The sequence below is a fragment of the Bacillus sp. ABP14 genome, from assembly GCF_001831375.1.
Taxonomy (GTDB): Bacteria; Bacillota; Bacilli; order Bacillales; family Bacillaceae_G; genus Bacillus_A; species Bacillus_A paranthracis.
On the sequence record NZ_CP017016.1, the window covers coordinates 737,501 to 757,989 of the forward strand.

General features: G+C 38.7%; 20 protein-coding genes, 20 tRNA genes, 2 rRNA genes and 4 riboswitches (1 of these 46 cut by a window edge). Of the genes, 40 read left to right on the forward strand and 2 right to left on the reverse strand.

Annotation, left to right across the window (positions count from 1 at the left end; all coding sequences use genetic code 11):
* From BGI23_RS03720 to BGI23_RS03835, 24 genes are all read left to right on the forward strand, one after another.
* Positions 1–935 (forward strand): 23S ribosomal RNA (locus tag BGI23_RS03720) (it extends 1,988 nt beyond the left edge of the window).
* 101 nt (positions 936–1,036) lie between these two features.
* Positions 1,037–1,152, forward strand: a 5S ribosomal RNA gene (rrf, locus tag BGI23_RS03725).
* A 5-nt stretch (positions 1,153–1,157) separates the two neighbouring features.
* Positions 1,158–1,233 (forward strand) — tRNA-Val (locus BGI23_RS03730).
* Between the two features lie 8 nt (positions 1,234–1,241).
* Positions 1,242–1,325 (forward strand) — tRNA-Tyr (locus BGI23_RS03735).
* A gap of 11 nt (positions 1,326–1,336) precedes the next feature.
* Positions 1,337–1,411 (forward strand) — tRNA-Gln (locus tag BGI23_RS03740).
* Positions 1,412–1,415: 4 nt separating this feature from the next.
* A tRNA-Lys gene (locus tag BGI23_RS03745) sits at positions 1,416–1,491 on the forward strand.
* A gap of 14 nt (positions 1,492–1,505) precedes the next feature.
* Positions 1,506–1,586, forward strand: a tRNA-Leu gene (locus BGI23_RS03750).
* 29 nt (positions 1,587–1,615) lie between these two features.
* Positions 1,616–1,690, forward strand: a tRNA-Gly gene (locus BGI23_RS03755).
* A 16-nt stretch (positions 1,691–1,706) separates the two neighbouring features.
* Positions 1,707–1,795 (forward strand) — tRNA-Leu (locus BGI23_RS03760).
* Between the two features lie 3 nt (positions 1,796–1,798).
* Positions 1,799–1,872: transfer RNA gene (locus BGI23_RS03765), tRNA-Arg, on the forward strand.
* Between the two features lie 10 nt (positions 1,873–1,882).
* Positions 1,883–1,956 (forward strand) — tRNA-Pro (locus BGI23_RS03770).
* 15 nt (positions 1,957–1,971) lie between these two features.
* Positions 1,972–2,044: transfer RNA gene (locus BGI23_RS03775), tRNA-Ala, on the forward strand.
* A gap of 20 nt (positions 2,045–2,064) precedes the next feature.
* Positions 2,065–2,157: transfer RNA gene (locus BGI23_RS03780), tRNA-Ser, on the forward strand.
* A 51-nt stretch (positions 2,158–2,208) separates the two neighbouring features.
* A tRNA-Ser gene (locus tag BGI23_RS03785) sits at positions 2,209–2,301 on the forward strand.
* A gap of 27 nt (positions 2,302–2,328) precedes the next feature.
* Positions 2,329–2,405 (forward strand) — tRNA-Met (locus BGI23_RS03790).
* Positions 2,406–2,408: 3 nt separating this feature from the next.
* Positions 2,409–2,484: transfer RNA gene (locus BGI23_RS03795), tRNA-Asp, on the forward strand.
* Between the two features lie 9 nt (positions 2,485–2,493).
* Positions 2,494–2,569, forward strand: a tRNA-Phe gene (locus BGI23_RS03800).
* 9 nt (positions 2,570–2,578) lie between these two features.
* A tRNA-Thr gene (locus BGI23_RS03805) sits at positions 2,579–2,651 on the forward strand.
* Between the two features lie 6 nt (positions 2,652–2,657).
* Positions 2,658–2,728, forward strand: a tRNA-Trp gene (locus BGI23_RS03810).
* A gap of 10 nt (positions 2,729–2,738) precedes the next feature.
* Positions 2,739–2,815 (forward strand) — tRNA-Ile (locus BGI23_RS03815).
* An 8-nt stretch (positions 2,816–2,823) separates the two neighbouring features.
* A tRNA-Asn gene (locus tag BGI23_RS03820) sits at positions 2,824–2,898 on the forward strand.
* 1 nt (position 2,899) lies between these two features.
* A tRNA-Glu gene (locus BGI23_RS03825) sits at positions 2,900–2,971 on the forward strand.
* 130 nt (positions 2,972–3,101) lie between these two features.
* Complete coding sequence (locus tag BGI23_RS03830; RefSeq protein ID WP_000199015.1) at positions 3,102–3,521, forward strand: CBS domain-containing protein; 420 nt, start codon at positions 3,102–3,104, stop codon at positions 3,519–3,521.
* Positions 3,522–3,815: 294 nt separating this feature from the next.
* Positions 3,816–4,967 carry a DUF3965 domain-containing protein gene (locus tag BGI23_RS03835; protein WP_000648924.1) on the forward strand — a complete coding sequence of 384 codons (1,152 nt, stop codon included), beginning with the start codon at positions 3,816–3,818 and terminating at the stop codon, positions 4,965–4,967.
* 224 nt (positions 4,968–5,191) lie between these two features.
* On the opposite strand, the gene BGI23_RS03845 is transcribed toward BGI23_RS03835, so the two are convergent.
* Both BGI23_RS03845 and BGI23_RS03850 read right to left on the reverse strand, forming a co-directional pair.
* Positions 5,192–5,530 (reverse strand): hypothetical protein, encoded by a 339-nt coding sequence (locus tag BGI23_RS03845; RefSeq protein WP_070805254.1) that lies wholly within the window; start codon positions 5,528–5,530, stop codon positions 5,192–5,194.
* Positions 5,531–5,535: 5 nt separating this feature from the next.
* The gene (locus tag BGI23_RS03850; protein WP_044790929.1) at positions 5,536–6,696 is read right to left on the reverse strand and encodes an SH3 domain-containing protein; all 1,161 of its coding nucleotides are present in this window, start codon (positions 6,694–6,696) and stop codon (positions 5,536–5,538) included.
* Between the two features lie 269 nt (positions 6,697–6,965).
* Positions 6,966–7,078, forward strand: a riboswitch (TPP riboswitch).
* A 60-nt stretch (positions 7,079–7,138) separates the two neighbouring features.
* Positions 7,139–7,241, forward strand: a riboswitch (TPP riboswitch).
* An 82-nt stretch (positions 7,242–7,323) separates the two neighbouring features.
* Between BGI23_RS03850 and tenA the strand changes: the two genes are divergently transcribed.
* The 16 genes from tenA to kdpB all read left to right on the forward strand — a co-directional run bounded on the left by tenA (position 7,324) and on the right by kdpB (position 20,488).
* Positions 7,324–8,019 (forward strand): thiaminase II, encoded by a 696-nt coding sequence (gene tenA / locus BGI23_RS03855; protein WP_000666831.1) that lies wholly within the window; start codon positions 7,324–7,326, stop codon positions 8,017–8,019.
* Positions 7,988–8,737 (forward strand): ABC transporter ATP-binding protein, encoded by a 750-nt coding sequence (locus BGI23_RS03860; RefSeq protein WP_070805255.1) that lies wholly within the window; start codon positions 7,988–7,990, stop codon positions 8,735–8,737. Before tenA ends, BGI23_RS03860 begins: the two co-directional genes overlap by 32 nt.
* Positions 8,737–9,489 carry an ABC transporter permease gene (locus BGI23_RS03865; protein ID WP_044790963.1) on the forward strand — a complete coding sequence of 251 codons (753 nt, stop codon included), beginning with the start codon at positions 8,737–8,739 and terminating at the stop codon, positions 9,487–9,489. The genes BGI23_RS03860 and BGI23_RS03865 overlap by 1 nt, the downstream gene beginning before the upstream one ends.
* Positions 9,486–10,487 (forward strand): ABC transporter substrate-binding protein, encoded by a 1,002-nt coding sequence (locus BGI23_RS03870; RefSeq protein WP_070805256.1) that lies wholly within the window; start codon positions 9,486–9,488, stop codon positions 10,485–10,487. The genes BGI23_RS03865 and BGI23_RS03870 overlap by 4 nt, the downstream gene beginning before the upstream one ends.
* A 10-nt stretch (positions 10,488–10,497) precedes the next feature.
* Positions 10,498–11,118, forward strand: a complete 621-nt coding sequence (gene tenI, locus BGI23_RS03875; protein WP_000787179.1) for a thiazole tautomerase TenI — start codon at positions 10,498–10,500, stop codon at positions 11,116–11,118.
* On the forward strand, positions 11,111–12,220 hold the full coding sequence (gene thiO / locus BGI23_RS03880; protein ID WP_000335189.1) for a glycine oxidase ThiO: 1,110 nt from the start codon (positions 11,111–11,113) through the stop codon (positions 12,218–12,220). Before tenI ends, thiO begins: the two co-directional genes overlap by 8 nt.
* Before the next feature lie 15 nt (positions 12,221–12,235).
* Positions 12,236–12,439: a sulfur carrier protein ThiS gene (thiS, locus tag BGI23_RS03885; protein ID WP_001049505.1), complete on the forward strand. Its 204-nt coding sequence runs from the start codon at positions 12,236–12,238 to the stop codon at positions 12,437–12,439.
* Between the two features lie 2 nt (positions 12,440–12,441).
* A complete protein-coding gene (thiG, locus tag BGI23_RS03890; RefSeq protein WP_070805257.1) occupies positions 12,442–13,212 on the forward strand; it encodes a thiazole synthase in 771 nt (256 codons plus the stop codon).
* Positions 13,205–14,224: a thiazole biosynthesis adenylyltransferase ThiF gene (gene thiF / locus BGI23_RS03895; protein ID WP_001065442.1), complete on the forward strand. Its 1,020-nt coding sequence runs from the start codon at positions 13,205–13,207 to the stop codon at positions 14,222–14,224. Before thiG ends, thiF begins: the two co-directional genes overlap by 8 nt.
* A 15-nt stretch (positions 14,225–14,239) precedes the next feature.
* The gene (gene thiD / locus BGI23_RS03900) at positions 14,240–15,052 is read left to right on the forward strand and encodes a bifunctional hydroxymethylpyrimidine kinase/phosphomethylpyrimidine kinase (RefSeq protein ID WP_070805258.1); all 813 of its coding nucleotides are present in this window, start codon (positions 14,240–14,242) and stop codon (positions 15,050–15,052) included.
* An 84-nt stretch (positions 15,053–15,136) separates the two neighbouring features.
* Positions 15,137–15,284: riboswitch (cyclic di-AMP (ydaO/yuaA leader) on the forward strand.
* A gap of 93 nt (positions 15,285–15,377) precedes the next feature.
* On the forward strand, positions 15,378–15,764 hold the full coding sequence (locus tag BGI23_RS03905; protein WP_000424093.1) for a hypothetical protein: 387 nt from the start codon (positions 15,378–15,380) through the stop codon (positions 15,762–15,764).
* Positions 15,765–15,780: 16 nt separating this feature from the next.
* The gene (locus BGI23_RS03910) at positions 15,781–16,011 is read left to right on the forward strand and encodes a hypothetical protein (protein ID WP_061131342.1); all 231 of its coding nucleotides are present in this window, start codon (positions 15,781–15,783) and stop codon (positions 16,009–16,011) included.
* Between the two features lie 260 nt (positions 16,012–16,271).
* A riboswitch (cyclic di-AMP (ydaO/yuaA leader) is annotated at positions 16,272–16,417 on the forward strand.
* Between the two features lie 98 nt (positions 16,418–16,515).
* Positions 16,516–16,620 carry a SipW-dependent-type signal peptide-containing protein gene (locus BGI23_RS03915; protein ID WP_000887889.1) on the forward strand — a complete coding sequence of 35 codons (105 nt, stop codon included), beginning with the start codon at positions 16,516–16,518 and terminating at the stop codon, positions 16,618–16,620.
* Positions 16,620–16,697 carry a K(+)-transporting ATPase subunit F gene (gene kdpF / locus BGI23_RS03920; protein ID WP_223153441.1) on the forward strand — a complete coding sequence of 26 codons (78 nt, stop codon included), beginning with the start codon at positions 16,620–16,622 and terminating at the stop codon, positions 16,695–16,697. The genes BGI23_RS03915 and kdpF overlap by 1 nt, the downstream gene beginning before the upstream one ends.
* 19 nt (positions 16,698–16,716) lie before the next feature.
* Positions 16,717–18,384 carry a potassium-transporting ATPase subunit KdpA gene (kdpA, locus tag BGI23_RS03925; RefSeq protein ID WP_070805259.1) on the forward strand — a complete coding sequence of 556 codons (1,668 nt, stop codon included), beginning with the start codon at positions 16,717–16,719 and terminating at the stop codon, positions 18,382–18,384.
* A 13-nt stretch (positions 18,385–18,397) separates the two neighbouring features.
* Positions 18,398–20,488, forward strand: coding sequence for a potassium-transporting ATPase subunit KdpB (gene kdpB, locus BGI23_RS03930; RefSeq protein ID WP_070805260.1), 2,091 nt, complete (start codon positions 18,398–18,400; stop codon positions 20,486–20,488).
* The last annotated feature ends 1 nt before the right edge of the window (position 20,489 follow it).

A 20,489-nucleotide genomic window follows, 5' to 3' on the forward strand; every position in this document is an offset into this window, starting at 1 on the left:
CACGAAAGGTGTAACGATTTGGGCACTGTCTCAACCAGAGACTCGGTGAAATTATAGTACCTGTGAAGATGCAGGTTACCCGCGACAGGACGGAAAGACCCCGTGGAGCTTTACTGTAGCCTGATATTGAATTTTGGTACAGTTTGTACAGGATAGGCGGGAGCCTTTGAAACCGGAGCGCTAGCTTCGGTGGAGGCGCTGGTGGGATACCGCCCTGACTGTATTGAAATTCTAACCTACGGGTCTTATCGACCCGGGAGACAGTGTCAGGTGGGCAGTTTGACTGGGGCGGTCGCCTCCTAAAGTGTAACGGAGGCGCCCAAAGGTTCCCTCAGAATGGTTGGAAATCATTCGTAGAGTGCAAAGGCATAAGGGAGCTTGACTGCGAGACCTACAAGTCGAGCAGGGACGAAAGTCGGGCTTAGTGATCCGGTGGTTCCGCATGGAAGGGCCATCGCTCAACGGATAAAAGCTACCCCGGGGATAACAGGCTTATCTCCCCCAAGAGTCCACATCGACGGGGAGGTTTGGCACCTCGATGTCGGCTCATCGCATCCTGGGGCTGTAGTCGGTCCCAAGGGTTGGGCTGTTCGCCCATTAAAGCGGTACGCGAGCTGGGTTCAGAACGTCGTGAGACAGTTCGGTCCCTATCCGTCGTGGGCGTAGGAAATTTGAGAGGAGCTGTCCTTAGTACGAGAGGACCGGGATGGACGCACCGCTGGTGTACCAGTTGTTCTGCCAAGGGCATAGCTGGGTAGCTATGTGCGGAAGGGATAAGTGCTGAAAGCATCTAAGCATGAAGCCCCCCTCAAGATGAGATTTCCCATAGCGTAAGCTAGTAAGATCCCTGAAAGATGATCAGGTTGATAGGTTCGAGGTGGAAGCATGGTGACATGTGGAGCTGACGAATACTAATAGATCGAGGACTTAACCATATAATATGAAGCAATGTTATCTAGTTTTGAAAGAATATAAAAAACTTGTTGACTTTTAAAGCTAAATAAGTTATAATGATTCTTGTCTTAAATGAATACAGTCTGGTAATGATGGCAGAGAGGTCACACCCGTTCCCATTCCGAACACGGAAGTTAAGCTCTCTAGCGCCGATGGTAGTTGGGACCTTGTCCCTGTGAGAGTAGGACGTTGCCAGGCAAAATGGAGGATTAGCTCAGCTGGGAGAGCACCTGCCTTACAAGCAGGGGGTCGGCGGTTCGATCCCGTCATCCTCCACCATATATGTCGGAGGGGTAGCGAAGTGGCTAAACGCGGCGGACTGTAAATCCGCTCCTTCGGGTTCGGCAGTTCGAATCTGCCCCCCTCCACCATTCTTAATTAATGGGCTATAGCCAAGCGGTAAGGCAACGGACTTTGACTCCGTCATGCGCTGGTTCGAATCCAGCTAGCCCAGCCATTAAGAGCCATTAGCTCAGTTGGTAGAGCATCTGACTTTTAATCAGAGGGTCGAAGGTTCGAGTCCTTCATGGCTCACCATTTTAACAAAATATGCGGGTGTGGCGGAATTGGCAGACGCACTAGACTTAGGATCTAGCGCCTTTGGCGTGGGGGTTCGACTCCCTTCACCCGCACTTTTAATAAAATAACTCATACATGTCTTGCGGAAGTAGTTCAGTGGTAGAATACAACCTTGCCAAGGTTGGGGTCGCGGGTTCGAATCCCGTCTTCCGCTCCAATTTTCAATATGACATGCCGGGGTGGCGGAACAGGCAGACGCACAGGACTTAAAATCCTGCGGTGGGTGACCACCGTGCGGGTTCGACCCCCGCCCTCGGCACCATATGCGCCCGTAGCTCAATTGGATAGAGCGTTTGACTACGGATCAAGAGGTTAGGGGTTCGACTCCTCTCGGGCGCGCTTTTAATAACGGGAAGTGGCTCAGCTTGGTAGAGCACCTGGTTTGGGACCAGGGGGTCGCAGGTTCAAATCCTGTCTTCCCGATATTCCCAAAAACATGGGGCCTTAGCTCAGCTGGGAGAGCGCCTGCCTTGCACGCAGGAGGTCAGCGGTTCGATCCCGCTAGGCTCCACTTTATTTATTATATGTCTCGGAGGTATACCCAAGTTCGGCTGAAGGGATCGGTCTTGAAAACCGACAGGCGGTGAGAATCGCGCGGGGGTTCGAATCCCTCTACCTCCTCCATTTTCTTTTAAAATGGTTTAGACATAAATAATAAAATATTTTTTCCTTCATGGAGGTATACCCAAGTTCGGCTGAAGGGATCGGTCTTGAAAACCGACAGGCGGCGAGAGTCGCGCGGGGGTTCGAATCCCTCTACCTCCTCCATTTTTTATAAAGTAAATATTTTATCATCGCGGGGTGGAGCAGCACGGTAGCTCGTCGGGCTCATAACCCGAAGGTCGCAGGTTCAAATCCTGTCCCCGCAACCAAATGGTCCCGTGGTGTAGTGGTTAACATGCCTGCCTGTCACGCAGGAGATCGCCGGTTCGACCCCGGTCGGGACCGCCATTTATGTTTGGCTCGGTAGCTCAGTCGGTAGAGCAGAGGACTGAAAATCCTCGTGTCGGCGGTTCGATTCCGTCCCGAGCCACCATTTTTTTATGCCGACTTAGCTCAATTGGTAGAGCAACTGACTTGTAATCAGTAGGTTGGGGGTTCAAGTCCTCTAGTCGGCATCCTTTAGGGGCATAGTTTAAAGGTAGAACTGAGGTCTCCAAAACCTCCAGTGTGGGTTCGATTCCTACTGCCCCTGTAAAGTATATGGGCCTATAGCTCAGCTGGTTAGAGCGCACGCCTGATAAGCGTGAGGTCGATGGTTCGAGTCCATTTAGGCCCACCATATATTATTCCGCAGTAGCTCAGTGGTAGAGCTATCGGCTGTTAACCGATCGGTCGTAGGTTCGAGTCCTACCTGCGGAGCCATGGCCCGTTGGTCAAGTGGTTAAGACACCGCCCTTTCACGGCGGTAACACGGGTTCGAATCCCGTACGGGTCATAAAAAAAGAGTCAGCAATATGCTGACTCTTTTTTATTGTGCGTTCATTCTCCTTTATCAACTGATTTTCCTGAAATAAATAAAGGGATTTAGGAAAAGCTATGGTATGTATAAAAAGGAGGAGATACAAATGACACGAGTGAGAGACTTGATGAGCACTCATATTGTACAGTGTACACCGTTAGACAATGTATATGAAGCTGCTGTAAAGATGAAAGAAGAATCGATTGGATTGATTCCGGTTGTTGAAAATGAACAAGTTGTTGGTCTTGTTACGGACCGAGATTTAGTTGTTCGAGGGATTGCTGAAAAACATCCTGGATCTAATAAAATTACAAATGTAATGACAAAAAACATTGTCTCAGTTTCTCCAGATGATCCTATTGAAAAGGCTACAGAGTTAATGGCACAGTATCAAATTAGACGATTGCCAGTAGTTGAGAGTGGTCAACTCGTTGGGATGTTAGCACTAGGAGATTTAGCTATAAAAGAATCGGCAGATGATCAAGCGGGATTTGCTTTAAGTGAAATATCAGAGCATACGGAATGAAGTGAGACTTTAATTAGTGTAATACGTTACGTATAAAAATCAGATACATTATTCTAGTATATAGGGTTAAGCTAATATGTTAGCATGATGTATCTGAGCCATTATATAATAAGTATACAGTTAGTAATTTCGACAGTTTATTTAAATTTGTCATTCCTAATTATAAATAAGAGAAAAAATGATATACTGATAGATATAAGTATTATGATTGATTTCGAATATAACAATATTTATTGTTAATGATGTGATAATGGATTAATATTTCCTATGTAGATAAAAGGGAAGGGGAATTATATGAAGGCTGTACAGCGCGATCCAAATTGGAATTTGGTTACAGATACATATATAGAACCAAATAATTTCGCTGAATTATTTTCTTTGCTTGTACCTTGTCATCCAAAAGGTGAAGGGAAAGAACGAACTATATTAGTGTGGAAAGAAAAAGAATTTTATAAAGAAGAAAATTTAGCGGCATTTATCGTATATGGAATGAATAAAGCAAAGAATTTACCGCAATTTCATAAAGACGAAATTCCAACTTTAGTACGTATTCTTCGCTTATGCCAAGAAATTGGTTGGTATGAAGAAGCGAATACTTTTATGGTAACTCAAGGGCTAGCTGAGTTTGTTCATACTTCATTGGAATATGAAACGTGGGATCTTTTGACGCAGGCGGTTGCTTTAAACTATTTAATAATTAAATATCGTATTGGTGAATTAACTGATGGAGATGTAGAAATTTGGGATAGAGTTAAATTTAATGAGAAATGTATAACAGACTGTAAACATTTATTATCCCATAAAGAAGTATTAGAATTTACATTTTTTTATATGTGTAAGAGAGCTAAGTCACTATCAAAAGAGCAATTAAATAGTGATATGATGAGTTTAGCGATGTATTGTAATACTTTTGTTTATGACTTATATACATATGATTTATTACGAAAGTATCGTAAGTGTACAGACTTTCTATCATATTATGGACCTAGTCAAGCGGTGTTAGCTTGCCAAAGGGCTGTACTTTCTCAAATTTCAGATCGATTAGACCCACTCAAGACTACTCATGTAGATGATTATTTATATGTAATGAAAGATATGATGGAGCATATGACGATAGGGATAATGGATCGATATGATCATTTTATTGGAAAGTTATTATCATATGTGCCATTTTTTGAAATGATCCAAGTTCCACAACATGCATATTATTGTGAAGAATTATTGTATATTTGTAAGGGCATTAAATATAAAGAAGAAATATTACGCAATTATATATTTATACAATTACATGACTGTTTACCATCTTTCTTTAAACTGTTTCTTAAAAATAAGCGTTATGCAACGATTCATGATATTCTGTTCTATTGGTGTGATGATGAACAAAGAATGAGCTTAGAGAAAAAATATAATCTTAGCTTTATTTATGAAAAATATGCTTGTGGATAAAGGGCACTTTCTATATAAATTAAAAAGGATCTCAATTGTGAGATCCTTTTTTTATTAGTAAAGCAAGGAGAATGTAATTAAGACGAGAAATAACATTCCATAAAGGAGAAATTGTGCCGTATAGCTTCCTTGTATACCAAAAAAAGTATTTGTTTTTTTGTATAAATTCAATATATATTTTATCGGATTATCTTTGAAAGATTGGTACACAGTGTCTCCTCTTTCTAAGCTTCTTGTTCGTGTTTTTTGCTATTAGGGACATGAATGTATCTAGCTATGAATAATAAAACAGCCATAAAAAATACGGGAAATACGGTAGATAAATAAAAACCATTACTAATAATATTTGTTATTAAAGCACTTAATAGAAAGATGGCATTATAAATATGGGCAATTTTTTGTTTTAGTTGAACTTGAAAAGCTTCCATCATAATTTCTAAAGCAACAAAAGCAATGATAATAGATAAAAATACAGTATTTGTATTATAAATTACTAAGCAACAGATTAAGCCTAAAAAGGCTAAGTATTCAATTAAGAGAGGTATATTGATATTGCGTGGCATACAATTTACCTAACTAAATATGGCAGTGGGTTTACTGCATTTGTTTTTTCAAAATTCCATTCTCCATTGTGTAATTCAAAATGAAGATGTTGCCCGTATGAATGACCTGTGTTTCCCATATGACCTACTAATTGTCCAGCTTGTACTTGATCACCAGCTTGTACAGTGCGATCTTTCATGTGAGCATAGACTGTTGTATATAATTTCCCGTTTATTTGATGGGCGATGAACACAACATTGCCATAGCTAGCTGAATAATATGATTTCACGACTTTACCTGCCGCCGCAGCCTGGATAGAGACATTACCCTGAGCTGCGATATCTATACCATAATGCATTTGTTCCCAGCGCATATCAAATGTTGAGCTAATTTTTCCTTGAGTAGGGAATTTGAAAACGGCTGGAATGGAAGTAGGTTGAGCCGTTTGAGCTTGTGATTGCGTTTGATTTTGCACTACATAATGCTTTGCCACATATCCGTATCCTGTGCCAAAACGAATTTTATACCAAGTTCCTACAGTTTCCACTACTTGTAATTGTGTACCATTTTGTAATGAACCAAGTAGTGCGCTACTTGTACTAGCATTGCTACGCACATTAAGTTTAGGTGTTGCAACTGTGTATTTCGTATTATTTTGAACTGTGATGCCTTTTACTAAAGGCTGTGAACCATTAGATACGAATGCCTTTTGTACGTAACCTGTTTTGCCATTATGTAAAATTTTATACCATTCACCTTGTTCTTCTTGAATAGTAACGAATTTCCCATTTGGTAATACATCTAAAATTGAAGATTCTAAATTAGGTTCAGAACGAACGTTTAATGCATTGGCATTGACGATATATTGATTATTAGATTGAAGTTTGTTTTTTAGTAGAATAGAATCTTTTTGTACGTAACCTACTTTATTATTAACAGATACTTTATACCAGCCATTAGTTGTTTCAAGTATATTCACTTTCGTATTAAAGCGAATTGTATCAATTGATGAGCTATTTGCGTTATCTTTTGTATGTAAGGCTACTTGATCGACTTTGACATATCCAGTTTTCACATTAGATAATTGTTCAGCGTTGGCTGTTTGTACATTTGTTTCTCCCATAGAAGGAAGTAAAGAAGCAATTGCGACAGTAGTTGCTGTTAAAGCAGTAGCTTTCATATTCATATAATAGAGACCTCCTCTAGTTGTATAGTTGTAATTTTATTATAGTATAAAGATATAATATAGTGGGTGTATTCACATAAATGTAATATGAAATCAATATAAAAATAAATTTTTTGAGGATAATGATTCCTTTTTATCCAATTCATTAGGATAATAATTTCTAAGATAGAATATAAGTATTATATGGTTTTGTTATTTTGTTGACAATTGAGAAAATTAAAACAGTTGATGATGTCTTATTACGGTGTTATACTGACAGTGATAATTTTATAGTTTGCTAGGAGAGCTGGTGTTGCCAGCTGAGAGTAAGACCTTAAGTCTTTGATCCTTTTTATTACCTGATCTAGATTATGCTAGCGTAGGGAAGCAATTCGGACACTAATAATGAGTCCCCGTTTCTTTGCGTATAGAAACGGGGCTTTTTTATTTGAAAATTTCATATTGAAACCACTAGGGGTGCTTGTTGTGCTGAGAGAGGAATAATCCTTAACCCTTACAGACCTGATCTAGATAATACTAGCGAAGGGAAGTGGAGCAACGAATAAATTATAATTTTATTTGCTGTAACCACTTCTTATTTAGAAGTGGTTTTTTATTTAGATATATAAATTGAAAGGGGATAGAGAAATGAAATTTTGCGATAGATTATTAGAAACTGTACAACCAGTTTGGGAGATGAGTCATAATCATCCATTTGTTGTAGGTATGGGGGATGGTACGTTAGAAAAGGATAAGTTTCAGTATTATATTATTCAAGATTATTTATACTTGTTAGATTATGCAAAGTTATATGCGATCGGTGTTGTAAAGGCAACAAATCCACAAGTTATGGGGAAATTTGCTGAACAAATTGATGGGATATTAAATGGAGAAATGACAATTCATAAACAGTATGCAAAAAGACTTGGAATTTCTATAGAGGAGATAGAGTCTGCAAAGCCATCTGCTAAAAATTTAGCTTATACAAATTACATGATGTCTGTATCTCAAAATGGCACACTTGCGGAATTAATAGCAGCACTTCTTCCATGTATGTGGAGCTACTGGGAGATTGGAAAGCGTTTAAATGATATTCCTGGAGCAAGAGATCATGAGTTCTTTGGTGAGTGGATTCAAGGCTATAGCTCTGAAGAATATGGCAACCTTTGTGTTTGGTTAATCGATTTATTAAATGAAATGGCAGTTGGAAAGTCTGAAAAAGAGCTAGATCGATTAGAGGAGATTTTCCTATATTCCAGTCGATTTGAATATTTATTCTGGGATATGTCCTACCGTAAGGAGATGTGGGGATTTGAGGAGCAAGAACATACTACAGTTTCATAATGTTTCTTTTCATTATGATGAGAAGCCAATCATTAATGAATTAAATGCTTCTATACAAGATAAAGAGTTTGTAAGCATTATCGGACCGAGTGGATGCGGGAAAAGTACTTTATTTCGCCTTATTACAGGTTTAGAAGAAGCGAGTACGGGACAGATAGAACTAACAGAAACAAAGAGCCATCCTGTAGGGTATATGCCCCAAAAAGATATGCTCCTGCCATGGAGAACGATTATTGAGAATGCGGCCCTGCCGCTAGAGTGCCAAGGTGTACAGAAGAAAGAAGCACAAATAAAGGCAAAGGAACTGTTACACAAATTTGGTTTACAAGGGTATGAGGCAAAATATCCGAAAGATTTATCTGGTGGTATGAGGCAACGCGTATCTTTCATTCGAACTTTATTAACAGGCGGGGAGATATTGCTGTTAGATGAACCGTTTAGCGCGTTGGATGCTTTAACGAAGGCATCTTTACAGGAATGGTTGTTTGAACAATGGAAAGAGTGGGAAAAAACAATTTTATTTATCACTCATGATGTGGAAGAAGTATTGTTTCTTTCTAATCGAATTTTAGTGGTAGAGCAGCAACCGATAACTACTTTAACCGAGAGGATTGTACCGCTTGATCATAATCGGACAAGAAAAGATTTATATAAACCGGAAGTATTAGCGCTGAAAGATGAGCTTCTTAGTATGTTGCAAAGGCAGGTACTCGTATGATGAACCGGTTGAAGGAGCTATTACCTGCTCTTACACTTTCTAGTATTTTACTTGCTCTTTGGGAAGTAGGCGCAAGAATTGTAGATGAAATGTACATTTTACCGTCACCGTCTGCAATTGTAATGAAGATATGGAAACTAAAAGACATATTATTTACGGTTCATTTGCCAGCAACATTATATGTCGTTTTAATAGGGGTGGCTATTTCTATCGTACTTGGGGTAGGGCTAGCGATGTTAATGAATGCGAGTAATTGGATGGAGAGAGCATTTTATCCATTATTAGTTGCCTCACAAACGATTCCTATTACAGCGCTTGCTCCGCTTTTCGTTTTATGGTTTGGATATACGATCTGGAGTAAGGTTGTTGTTACGGTTTTAATTACGTTTTTCCCAATTGCGGTCAATACGTATGACGGGCTACGCAGTACGAAAAAAGAATGGGAAGAGCTTTTAGTTACGTACGGGGCAACGAAAAAAGATGTTTTTCTTAAATTAAAATTGCCGTCTGCTCTTCCTTATTTTTTCTCAGCTTTAAAAATTGCAGTACCGCTTAGTGTAATTGGGGCGGCAATTGGTGAATGGCTCGGTGCACAAGCGGGGCTAGGATATTTCAGTAAGAGAATGATGACGCAATTAGACGGGGCAGGTGTATTTGCACCCATTGTATTGTTATCATTATTAGCTATTTTCTTCGTCGTACTTATTTCGGTATTAGAAAAGAAATTCATTAGTTGGAGGAAGCATTCATGAAATTTTTAAAACGCATCTTTGTGCTTACATTATTAGTTGCAATGATTGCTGGATGTTCGAGTAATTCAGCATCAGATAAGAATAAAAAAGAGAAAGAAATAACGTTCATGCTTGATTGGTACCCAAATGCGGTACATAGCTTTATTTATGCGGCAATTGAAAAAGGTTACTTTAAAGAAGAAGGAGTAAAGGTAAATATTAAATTCCCTTCTAATCCGACTGACCCATTAACGTTAGCAGCTGCAGGAAAAGTAACAGTTGGCTTATATTATCAGCCAGATGTTGTCATGGCAAAAGCAAATGAACAAATTCCAGTGAAATCAATTGGAGCCGTCGTACGTTCACCATTAAATCATGTTGTATCGCTGAAGTCTGCAGGCATTCAATCGCCAAAAGATTTAGAGGGTAAAACAGTTGGATATTCTGGAACACCTTTAAGTGAGATGTATTTAAAAACGATGGTAAAAGAAGCTGGTGGTAATCCAGATACAGTGAAAGTAGTCGATGTTGGTTTTGATTTAGTACCAGCATTAATTACGAAAAAAGTGGATGCGGTAACAGGAGCATATATTAACCACGAAGTACCTGTTATGCGTCATGAAGGTCATGAACCAGCATACTTTAATCCAGCAGATTATGGTGTACCGAATTATCATGAGCTCGTATTTGTAACAGGTGATAAGACATTGAAAAAAGATAAAGAAGCTTTGCAAGCTTTCTTGCGTGGTACGAAAAAAGGCTATGATTTCATGAAGAAAAACCCAGATGAAGCATTGAATATTTTATTAAATCATCAAGAAAAAGAAAACTTCCCACTTGTGCCAGAAGTTGAAAAGGAAAGTATGAAAATTTTATTAGAGAAGATGGAAACGAAAGATGAGCCATTTTTATCAGATTCAAAAGAGTCATGGGAGAAACAAAATAGATGGTTGAAAGATAAAGGAATGACGAAAGAAATCGTTCCGGCCGATGAGTTATTCGAAAACATTTTAAAGTAGGCGAATGAATATGAAAAATGAGCTTCATGTAATCTCAAATGGTCACATGTCATTCGAAGAGTTAGTGAATGTAGCGATGCAAATTGAAAGTGAAATTGATTATTTGCATATTCGTGAGCGTGAGAAAAGTACGAAGGAATTGTATGAAGGTGTGGAAAGTCTTTTGAAGAAGGGCTTTCCAGCATCGAAAATAGTGATAAATGATCGAATTGATATTGCTATTTTATTAAATATTCCGCGCGTGCAGCTAGGATATCGAAGCGCAGATGTAAGGTCAGTGAAAGAAAAGTTTTCTTATTTGCATGTCGGTTATTCTGTGCATTCTTTAGAAGAGGCGATTGATGCATTTAAGAATGGCGCGGATTCACTCGTCTATGGTCATGTATTTCCGACAGATTGTAAAAAAGGTGTGCCAGCGAGAGGGCTTGAAGAAATTTCAGACATTGCAAAGTGTTTATCCATACCGATTACAGCAATTGGAGGAATCACTCCGGAAAACACTGGAGATGTTCTTACTAACGGCGTCAGTGGTATTGCTGTTATGTCTGGGATTATAAGTAGTAGTAACCCGTATAGCAAAGCGAAATCTTATAAGGAATCAATAAGAAAGTGGGCGGAAAAACATGTGTAAGAAGTATGATGTAGCGATAATTGGCGGTGGTGTAATTGGTAGTTCAGTTGCACATTTTCTAGCAGAAAGAGGCCATAAAGTAGCGATTGTAGAGAAGCAACAGATTGCATCTGAAGCCTCGAAAGCAGCCGCTGGTTTACTTGGGGTGCAGGCAGAATGGGATGAATATGACCCGCTATTTGAACTTGCTAGAGAAAGCCGTGCTATATTTCCACAACTTGCAGAAGTTTTACGCGAAAAAACAGGCATCGATATTGGGTATGAAGAGAAAGGCATTTATCGCATTGCTCAAAATGAAGATGAGAAGGAAAGAATTCTTCACATTATGGATTGGCAGCAGAAAACCGGTGAAGATTCTTACTTTCTAGCGGGAGATCGTTTGCGAGAGAAAGAGCCGTATTTATCTGAGTCAATTATAGGGGCTGTATATTATCCGAAAGATGGTCATGTTATTGCACCAGAGCTTACGAAAGCATTCGCACATTCCGCATCATTTTCGGGCGCTGATATATATGAACAGACAGAAGTGTTTGATATCCGTATTGAAAATAATAAAGTGAATGGAATTGTGACGAGTGAAGGCATGATCACTTGCGAGAAAGTTGTTATTGCGGGTGGCTCATGGAGCACGAAGTTACTAGGTTATTTTCACCGCGAATGGGGTACATATCCAGTTAAAGGAGAAGTAGTAGCGGTAAGAAGTAGAAAACCACTTTTAAAGGCGCCTATTTTCCAAGAAAGATTTTACATTGCACCAAAGCGCGGCGGACGTTACGTAATTGGAGCAACGATGAAGCCCCGTACATTCAATAAAACTGTGCAACCAGAGAGTATTACTTCTATATTAGAGCGCGCGTATACAATATTGCCAGCATTAAAAGAAGCGGAATGGGAAAGCGCATGGGCAGGATTAAGACCACAGTCGAATCATGAAGCTCCTTATATGGGAGAGCATGAAGAAATAAAAGGTTTATATGCTTGCACAGGCCATTATCGAAACGGCATTTTATTAAGTCCTGTTTCTGGTCAATATATGGCTGATTTAATAGAAGGAAAGCAGGAGAATCACTTGCTAGATTTATTGCTTTCTAAAACAGTTTAGAAAGGGGATGGAAGTTTGAATTTAAAAATTAATGGTAATCAAATTGAAGTGCCAGAGAGTGTGAAAACAGTAGCTGAGCTACTTACACATTTAGAGTTAGATAACAGAATTGTTGTAGTAGAGCGTAATAAAGATATTTTACAAAAAGATGATCATACAGATACATCTGTTTTTGATGGAGACCAAATTGAGATTGTAACTTTCGTAGGAGGCGGTTGATTATGTTAAACATTGGACCATTTTCATTTCATTCTAGACTTTTATTAGGAACAGGCAAATTCCCTGATTTTGATGTGCAGCAAAAGGCAATTGATGTATCTGAGGCAGAAATTTTAACGTTTGCAGTACGTCGTATGGATATATTTGATGCAAAGCAGCCTAATTTATTAGAGAAACTTGATGTAAAAAAATATACGTTATTACCGAATACAGCCGGAGCAAAAAATGCTGAACAAGCTGTTCGTATTGCAAAATTAGCAAAAGCTTCAGGGCTTTGCGACATGATAAAGGTAGAAGTTATTGGTGATGATAGAACGTTATTACCTGATCCGGTAGAGACGTTAAAGGCATCTGAAATGTTACTAGAAGAAGGATTTATCGTACTTCCGTACACATCTGATGATGTTGTATTAGCACGTAAATTACAAGAACTTGGCGTGCATGCGATTATGCCAGGAGCATCTCCAATTGGATCAGGACTTGGTATTGTAAATCCATTGAATTTGAGCTTCATTATTGAACAAGCGACAGTACCAGTTATCGTTGATGCTGGTATCGGTAGCCCGGCTGATGCGGCATTTGCGATGGAATTAGGAGCAGATGGTGTGTTATTAAATACAGCTGTATCAGGAGCAAAAGATCCTATTAAAATGGCACAAGCAATGAAATTAAGTATTGAGGCAGGCCGTTTAGGCTTTGAAGCAGGTCGTATTGCACGTAAACGTTGTGCAACAGCGAGTAGTCCTTTAGAAGGAATGAGCGTAGTTGAATAATCGATATTCTCGCCAAGAATTATTTTCTCCGATTGGGGAAGAAGGCCAGCAAAAGATAAGAGAAAAGCATGTGCTCATTATCGGCGCAGGCGCACTAGGTAGTGCAAATGCAGAAATGTTTGTAAGAGCAGGTGTTGGCACAGTAACGATTGTTGACCGGGATTATGTCGATTGGAGTAATTTACAAAGGCAGCAATTGTATGCAGAGAGTGATGTGAAAAATAATCTTCCGAAAGCTGTAGCAGCGAAGAAGCGTCTAGAAGAGATTAATAGTGAAGTAAGAGTAGAAGCGCTCGTTCAAGATGTAACAGCTGAGGAATTAGAAGAACTCGTTACAAACGTTAATGTAATGATTGATGCAACTGATAATTTCGAAACGCGTTTCATTGTGAATGATATAGCACAAAAATATTCTATTCCATGGATTTACGGAGCATGTGTAGGGAGTTACGGCCTTTCTTACACAATCCTTCCTAGTAAAACGCCATGTTTATCTTGTTTATTACAATCGATTCCGCTTGGCGGAGCGACATGTGATACAGCGGGGATTATATCGCCTGCTGTATCTCTCGTCGTTTCTCATCAAGTAACGGAAGCTCTTAAACTATTAGTAGAAGATTACGAATCGCTTCGAGATGGACTTGTATCGTTTGATGTATGGAAGAATGAATATTCATGTATGAATGTGCAAAAGCTTCGTAAGCACAATTGTCCTTCGTGCGGAGAGAATGCCTTGTATCCGTATTTAAATAAAGATAATACATCGAAAACAGCAGTTTTATGCGGGAGAAATACAGTTCAAATTAGACCACCTCATAAAGAGGAAATAGATTTTGAACGATACAAAGAGCTGCTGAATGATCGTGTGAATGATTTAAATGTAAATCCATATTTATTATCATTTTCTGTGGAAGAAAAGAGATTAGTTGCTTTTAAAGATGGTCGTGTACTTGTACATGGAACGAAAGATATAAGCGAAGCAAAAACGATTTATCATCGATATTTTGGATAGAAAAGGATGAGTGGGATGAAAGTAAATAAAGCTTTAACAATTGCAGGTTCTGATAGCGGAGGCGGTGCTGGCATTCAAGCAGATTTAAAAACATTTCAAGAGCTTGGCGTGTATGGGATGACGGCTATTACGGCAATTACTGCTCAAAACACGATTGGCGTTCAAGGGGTATATCCAGTTTCGTTAGAAGGTATTACGGAACAGTTGAATTCAATTGGTACGGATTTAACACCAGATGCTGTGAAATTAGGAATGTTATTTAGCAACGAAATTATTCAAATTGTAGCAGAACATATTAATAAATTTGGCTGGAATAATATTGTACTAGATCCTGTTATGATTGCTAAGGGCGGTGCATCATTATTACAACAAGAAGCAGTACAAGCGTTAAAAGAATATTTATTGCCAGTAGCAACAGTTGTAACGCCGAATGTTCCTGAGGCAGAAGTGTTAACGGGGCTAGAAATTCATAACGTTGAAGATAGTAAAGAAGCTGCAAAAGTATTGCATGAATTAGGGGCGAAATATGTACTTATGAAGGGCGGACATGCAGAATATCAAGGTAATGAAGTAATTGATTTACTTTTTGATGGAGAAAAGTTTATTGAATTTAGAAGTGAACGAATTCCTTCAAAGCAAACGCATGGAAGCGGGTGTACATTTGCTTCAGCGGTTACAGCTGGACTTGCGAAAGGATACTCAATTGAAGAGGCAGTTCAAGAAGCAAAACAATTTATTAGTATAGCAATTGAAGAGCCGCTACATATTGGAAGTGGTCATGGACCGACGAATCATTTTGCATATAAATTGAATAAAGCACATGCATAAGTAGACAAAAGTCAGTTGTATAACTGGCTTTTTTTCTGTTTACTTTTTCTAGATACAAGAGTAATATATCAGCCAGAATATATTTTTTGTAATACGCTGAGTCCAATTATATGGAGCGGAGGAACCAATTTGTGCAGTGTCACTAGGGGTGAATCTTTCAATTTTGAAAGTAGGGCTACTCTCAAAGTCCGAATCCGACAGCTAACTTCGTAAGCGTCTTGAGAGAGGACGGTGCCATGATGGATACATCACTTCATCGATCTGATTAGTATAGGGGAATATCAATCTATGTTTGAGTTCTTTTATGCTAAGGAGGATGAGGTACATGGAACTAACACTTATTTGTGTTGGAGAAGAAAGCAAGGTAAATAGTTTAAGAAATTTAGTAGCATTTCAACATGAGTTAATTATTTTTACAGCAAATGAAGAGATAGCAGCTGAAGTGAGGAATTGTGGATTTGATTGGACGTATAGTTGTAGTAAGGAGCAGGATTTTACTAGTATTTGTGAGTGTATTAAGAAGGTAATTTTACTAGGGGATGAGCTTCCAATCGTTAGTTTTTTCACAGAACACATTCGCTTTTCTTTTCAGGCACCTATTACTGTTGTTACAAGGAATAAACGATATCCAGCGAGGCTCTATGAAACAATTGGAGCTACATTTGTCGTGTTTACGAATTGTGATAATATTACTTTTTTATTTTTTGAATAGGGCGGGGGAGAAGAAGATGAAAGTGTTGTTACTAGGAGATATAGCGAATCGTTGGGCGGTATCGATAGAGCGAGTTCAAGAATTGGTGGTGCTCGATCCTATTTTTCCAAGGCCTTATATCATATTGCCATCGAAAGACGCTTTATATTTAAAAACAGATGTGATCGAATATGAGCAACTACATGCAGAATTGTCACAAGTTTATATTCGTGGGAGAAATTTACGTGCTTTTTTACGAGGGGAATAAATAGGGAGTGAAAAAGAGCGAATGCGAAGTGCAACAAGCTATGCACTTCATATCATTCGCTCTTTTTATTTCGTATTTAAAAGTTCATTTCTGTGAAAAAGAAAGAAAAGACGAGAAAAGAGATGAAAGAATATTAATAATACCTGATGTAAGCGTTTAAATAGATGGATATTTTCTTATTTTGAGTAATTTAGCTCTTTACAAGTGAAATATAGAGGAGTATATTTACTCTCATAAATCATTCATAAAATTTCCAAAAAAACCTAAAATCGCTGAGTTCCAGAAATGGAGCGGGGGAACCAATTTTGTGCATCGTCACTTGGGGTGAATCTTTCAGTTTTGAAAGTAGGGCTACTCTTTAGGCCCGAATCCGACAGCTAACCTCGTAAGCGTTTAGAGAGGAGGTTTACTTTTTGTTGTTCATTTTTTGAACACTGAGTAGAGCTCAGTGTTCTTTTTTAATATTTTAATGGTAAATTTTAACAGAAAGGTGAGAGGGTAGCTATGTTAGATGTTGTAATGATCGGAATTTTTGTTGTGTTAGTCGCATCGATGGCAAGTCTTGCAAGTTGGTCAGATAAAGTTGTGAAAGAAGGGAAGCAATCATGATGATTGTTTTATCAGTTATTGTTGCAGCAATTACGGTGTACTTAGTCTATGCATTATTAAATCCGGAAAAGTTTTAATTAGGGGGAGTCATTCATTATGATCTGGGTTGCAGTCGTTATTACAATGCTATTGTTTATTCTTGTGGCAAAGCCAACTGGAATTTATTTAGAGAAAGCCTTTCAAGGTAGTAAAAAGCTAGATAAAGTATTCGGGCCTTTTGAAAAACTTATTTTTAAAATTACGGGTGTAAAAGAATACAATCAAACGTGGAAACAGTACGCATTATCATTAGTTTTATTAAATGGATTTATGATTGTTGTCGTATATTTCATTTTCAGACTACAAGGAGTATTGCCATTAAATCCAGCACACATTGAAGGAATGGAGCCTACGCTCGCTTTTAATACAGCAATTAGTTTTATGGCTGATACGAACTTACAGCATTATAGCGGTGAAAATGGTTTATCTTATTTATCACAATTAATCGGAATTACATTTTTAATGTTTGCAGCACCGGCAACGACTTTAGCGCTCGTTATGGCATTTATAAGAGGGCTTGCTGGAAAAGAACTCGGTAACTTTTTCGTTGATTTTACGAGAGCACTAACGAGAGTATTTCTTCCTATCGCATTTATGGCGGCACTAGTCTTTGTTGCACTTGGAGTACCACAAACGTTAGACGGTGCCATTACAGCACAAACGATTGATGGCGCGAAGCAAAGTATATTACGCGGGCCAGTTGCATCATTCGTTTCCATTAAGGAACTTGGAAATAACGGCGGTGGATTTTTCGGAGCCAACTCTACACATCCTTTTGAAAATCCAGGGCAAATGAGTAATATTTTGCAAATGATGCTTATGATGTTATTGCCAACAGCACTTCCATTTACGTACGGACGAATGGTAGGAAATAAAAAACAAGGTCGCATCCTTTTCGTTTCACTATTCATGGTGTTTTTACTAGGGTTTATAACAATTACGACATCTGAACTAAACGGGAATCCAGCACTAAATGAAATGGGTATTGAACATGTACAAGGAAGTACAGAAGGAAAAGAAGTAAGGTTCGGAACAGTATTTTCTTCCCTATACGCAACAGTAACGACAGCTGCTGAAACCGGAGCGGTGAATACGATGCATGATACGTTAACACCAATTGGCGGGTTAGTACCACTCGTGAATATGATGTTAAACACAGTATACGGCGGCGTTGGAGCAGGTTTTGTGAACATTATTATGTATGCGATTATCGCAGTCTTTATATCTGGATTGATGGTTGGACGGACACCAGAGTTTTTAGGTAAGAAAATTGAAGGGAAGGAAATGAAATTAATTGCGGTAACAATACTATTTCATCCACTGCTTATTTTAGGATTTTCAGCATTAGCTCTTTCAACAAGTTTAGGAACGGATGCTATTTCTCATTCCGGTTTCCACGGTTTGACGCAAGTGGTATATGAATATACATCGTCAGCTGCGAATAACGGATCTGGATTTGAAGGATTAGCGGATAATACACCGTTTTGGAATATTACAACTGGTTTAGTTATGTTTTTAGGACGCTATTTCAGTTTAATTACGATGCTAGCTGTTGCAGCTTCATTGAAAGAGAAGACGGTTGTGCCAGAAACAGTCGGAACGTTCCGTACGGATAATAGTTTATTTGGCGGCATTTTCATCGGAACAATTGTAATTGTCGGTGCATTAACATTCTTCCCGATGTTAGTACTCGGCCCAATTGCAGAATTTCTTACATTGAAGTAATGGAGGGTAAATGATGAGACCGGTAGTAGTAAAAGAAAAAAGAGTAAATGAGTCACACATACATGCAGTAGAAGATGAGGTTAGACAAGCGAAAACGATGGATCGTGATATCGTGAAACATGCGATGAAACAATCCTTTGCGAAATTGAATCCGAAAGTTATGATAAAAAATCCGATTATGTTCGTTGTGGAGATTGGATTTATCATTACGTTCATTTTATCGTTTCTTCCAAGTCGTTCTAGTAGTGTACCAGGATGGTTTAATATAACAGTTTCTCTCATTCTATTATTTACAGTTTTATTTGCGAACTTTGCAGAAGCGTTAGCGGAAGGTCGTGGTAAAGCGCAAGCTGATTCTTTAAAGCAGTCGAAGAAGGATGTGTTTGCAAATGTTGTAAAAGAAAATGGAGAAATCGTTCAAGTTTCAGCAACGGATCTGAGAAAAGGTGATGTTGTTATTGTAAAACAAGGAGAAATGATTCCAAGTGATGGGGAAGTCATAAAAGGGTTAGCATCTGTTGATGAATCTGCGATTACAGGGGAATCAGCTCCTGTAATAAAAGAAGCAGGCGGTGATTTTTGTTCCGTGACAGGCGGTACAATGGTTGTAAGTGATGAGATTACGATTGTCATTACGAGTAATCCTGGTGAATCATTTATTGATAAAATGATTTCGTTAGTAGAAGGAGCTGCTCGTCAAAAAACGCCGAATGAAATTGCTTTAAATACAGTATTAACGAGTTTAACGCTTATTTTCTTAATCGTTGTTGTGACGCTGCCGATTTTCACAAATTATTTAGGATTTCAAATTGATACAGCTGTACTTGTAGCGTTGTTAGTTTGTTTAATTCCAACGACAATTGGTGGATTATTATCGGCCATTGGTATTGCCGGGATGGACCGCGTGACAAAGTTTAATGTGTTAGCGATGTCGGGTAAAGCAGTAGAAGCTGCAGGTGATATTAATACAATTATTTTAGATAAAACGGGTACGATTACTTTCGGGAACAGAATGGCTCATACATTATTACCTGTAGGAAATGAAACGATTGAGCAAGTTGGAAAGTGGGCTGCTATTAGCTCAGTTTTAGATGAAACACCAGAAGGTCGATCTGTTATCGAGTATGTGCAAGCGAAATCTATATCATATAATAGAGAACTTGCAGAACAAGGTGAGTTTGTTCCATTTAAAGCAGAAACGAGAATGAGTGGTGTTGATTTACAGGACGGAACGAAAGTGAGAAAAGGTGCTGTCGGTAGTGTGATTGAATGGGTTCAGTCACAAGGTGGAACAATTCCGAAAGATGTAAATCAAAAAGCAGATTTCATTTCAAAAGAGGGCGGAACACCACTTGTAGTTGCAGTGAATAATCGTATTTACGGTTTAATCTATTTAAAAGATACAGTAAAACCTGGTATGCGTGAACGTTTTGAACAGTTGCGTCAAATGGGGATTAAAACGGTTATGTGTACAGGGGATAACCCATTAACAGCAGCAACCATTGCAAAAGAAGCAGGAGTAGATGAGTTTGTTGCTGAGTGCAAACCAGAAGATAAAATTGCAGTTATTAAAGCAGAGCAAGATAAAGGAAAACTCGTAGCGATGACAGGTGATGGTACAAATGATGCGCCGGCATTAGCACAGGCTGATGTTGGATTAGCGATGAATAGTGGTACAACAGCTGCGAAAGAAGCAGCCAATATGATTGATTTAGATTCGAACCCGACAAAAATTATTGAGGTTGTAGGAATCGGTAAGCAATTGTTAATGACACGTGGTGCGTTAACGACGTTTAGTATTGCAAATGATATAGCGAAATATTTTGCAATCATTCCAGCAATGTTTACACTTGCGATTCCGCAAATGGAAGCATTGAACATTATGAAACTAACATCACCACTGTCAGCGATTTTATCAGCATTACTATTTAATGCAGTTATTATTCCATTACTCATTCCATTGGCGATGAAAGGTATCGCATATAAACCGATGAGTTCGAATGCACTACTTGGCCGAAACCTACTTATTTATGGGCTGGGCGGAGTGATTGTACCGTTCATTGGAATTAAAGTAATTGATATAATTGTCGGCTTGTTTATATAAG

What these genes read in the sequence shown, in the direction of transcription:
- BGI23_RS03830 (WP_000199015.1), top strand. Translation starts at nt 3,102, where the DNA reads ATGACACGAGTGAGAGACTTGATGAGCACTCATATTGTACAGTGTACA.
- BGI23_RS03835 (WP_000648924.1), top strand. Translation starts at nt 3,816, where the DNA reads ATGAAGGCTGTACAGCGCGATCCAAATTGGAATTTGGTTACAGATACA.
- BGI23_RS03845 (WP_070805254.1), bottom strand. Translation starts at nt 5,530, where the DNA reads ATGCCACGCAATATCAATATACCTCTCTTAATTGAATACTTAGCCTTT.
- BGI23_RS03850 (WP_044790929.1), bottom strand. Translation starts at nt 6,696, where the DNA reads ATGAATATGAAAGCTACTGCTTTAACAGCAACTACTGTCGCAATTGCT.
- tenA (WP_000666831.1), top strand. Translation starts at nt 7,324, where the DNA reads ATGAAATTTTGCGATAGATTATTAGAAACTGTACAACCAGTTTGGGAG.
- BGI23_RS03865 (WP_044790963.1), top strand. Translation starts at nt 8,737, where the DNA reads ATGAACCGGTTGAAGGAGCTATTACCTGCTCTTACACTTTCTAGTATT.
- BGI23_RS03870 (WP_070805256.1), top strand. Translation starts at nt 9,486, where the DNA reads ATGAAATTTTTAAAACGCATCTTTGTGCTTACATTATTAGTTGCAATG.
- tenI (WP_000787179.1), top strand. Translation starts at nt 10,498, where the DNA reads ATGAAAAATGAGCTTCATGTAATCTCAAATGGTCACATGTCATTCGAA.
- thiO (WP_000335189.1), top strand. Translation starts at nt 11,111, where the DNA reads ATGTGTAAGAAGTATGATGTAGCGATAATTGGCGGTGGTGTAATTGGT.
- thiG (WP_070805257.1), top strand. Translation starts at nt 12,442, where the DNA reads ATGTTAAACATTGGACCATTTTCATTTCATTCTAGACTTTTATTAGGA.
- thiD (WP_070805258.1), top strand. Translation starts at nt 14,240, where the DNA reads ATGAAAGTAAATAAAGCTTTAACAATTGCAGGTTCTGATAGCGGAGGC.
- BGI23_RS03905 (WP_000424093.1), top strand. Translation starts at nt 15,378, where the DNA reads ATGGAACTAACACTTATTTGTGTTGGAGAAGAAAGCAAGGTAAATAGT.
- BGI23_RS03910 (WP_061131342.1), top strand. Translation starts at nt 15,781, where the DNA reads ATGAAAGTGTTGTTACTAGGAGATATAGCGAATCGTTGGGCGGTATCG.
- BGI23_RS03915 (WP_000887889.1), top strand. Translation starts at nt 16,516, where the DNA reads ATGTTAGATGTTGTAATGATCGGAATTTTTGTTGTGTTAGTCGCATCG.
- kdpF (WP_223153441.1), top strand. Translation starts at nt 16,620, where the DNA reads ATGATTGTTTTATCAGTTATTGTTGCAGCAATTACGGTGTACTTAGTC.
- kdpA (WP_070805259.1), top strand. Translation starts at nt 16,717, where the DNA reads ATGATCTGGGTTGCAGTCGTTATTACAATGCTATTGTTTATTCTTGTG.
- kdpB (WP_070805260.1), top strand. Translation starts at nt 18,398, where the DNA reads ATGAGACCGGTAGTAGTAAAAGAAAAAAGAGTAAATGAGTCACACATA.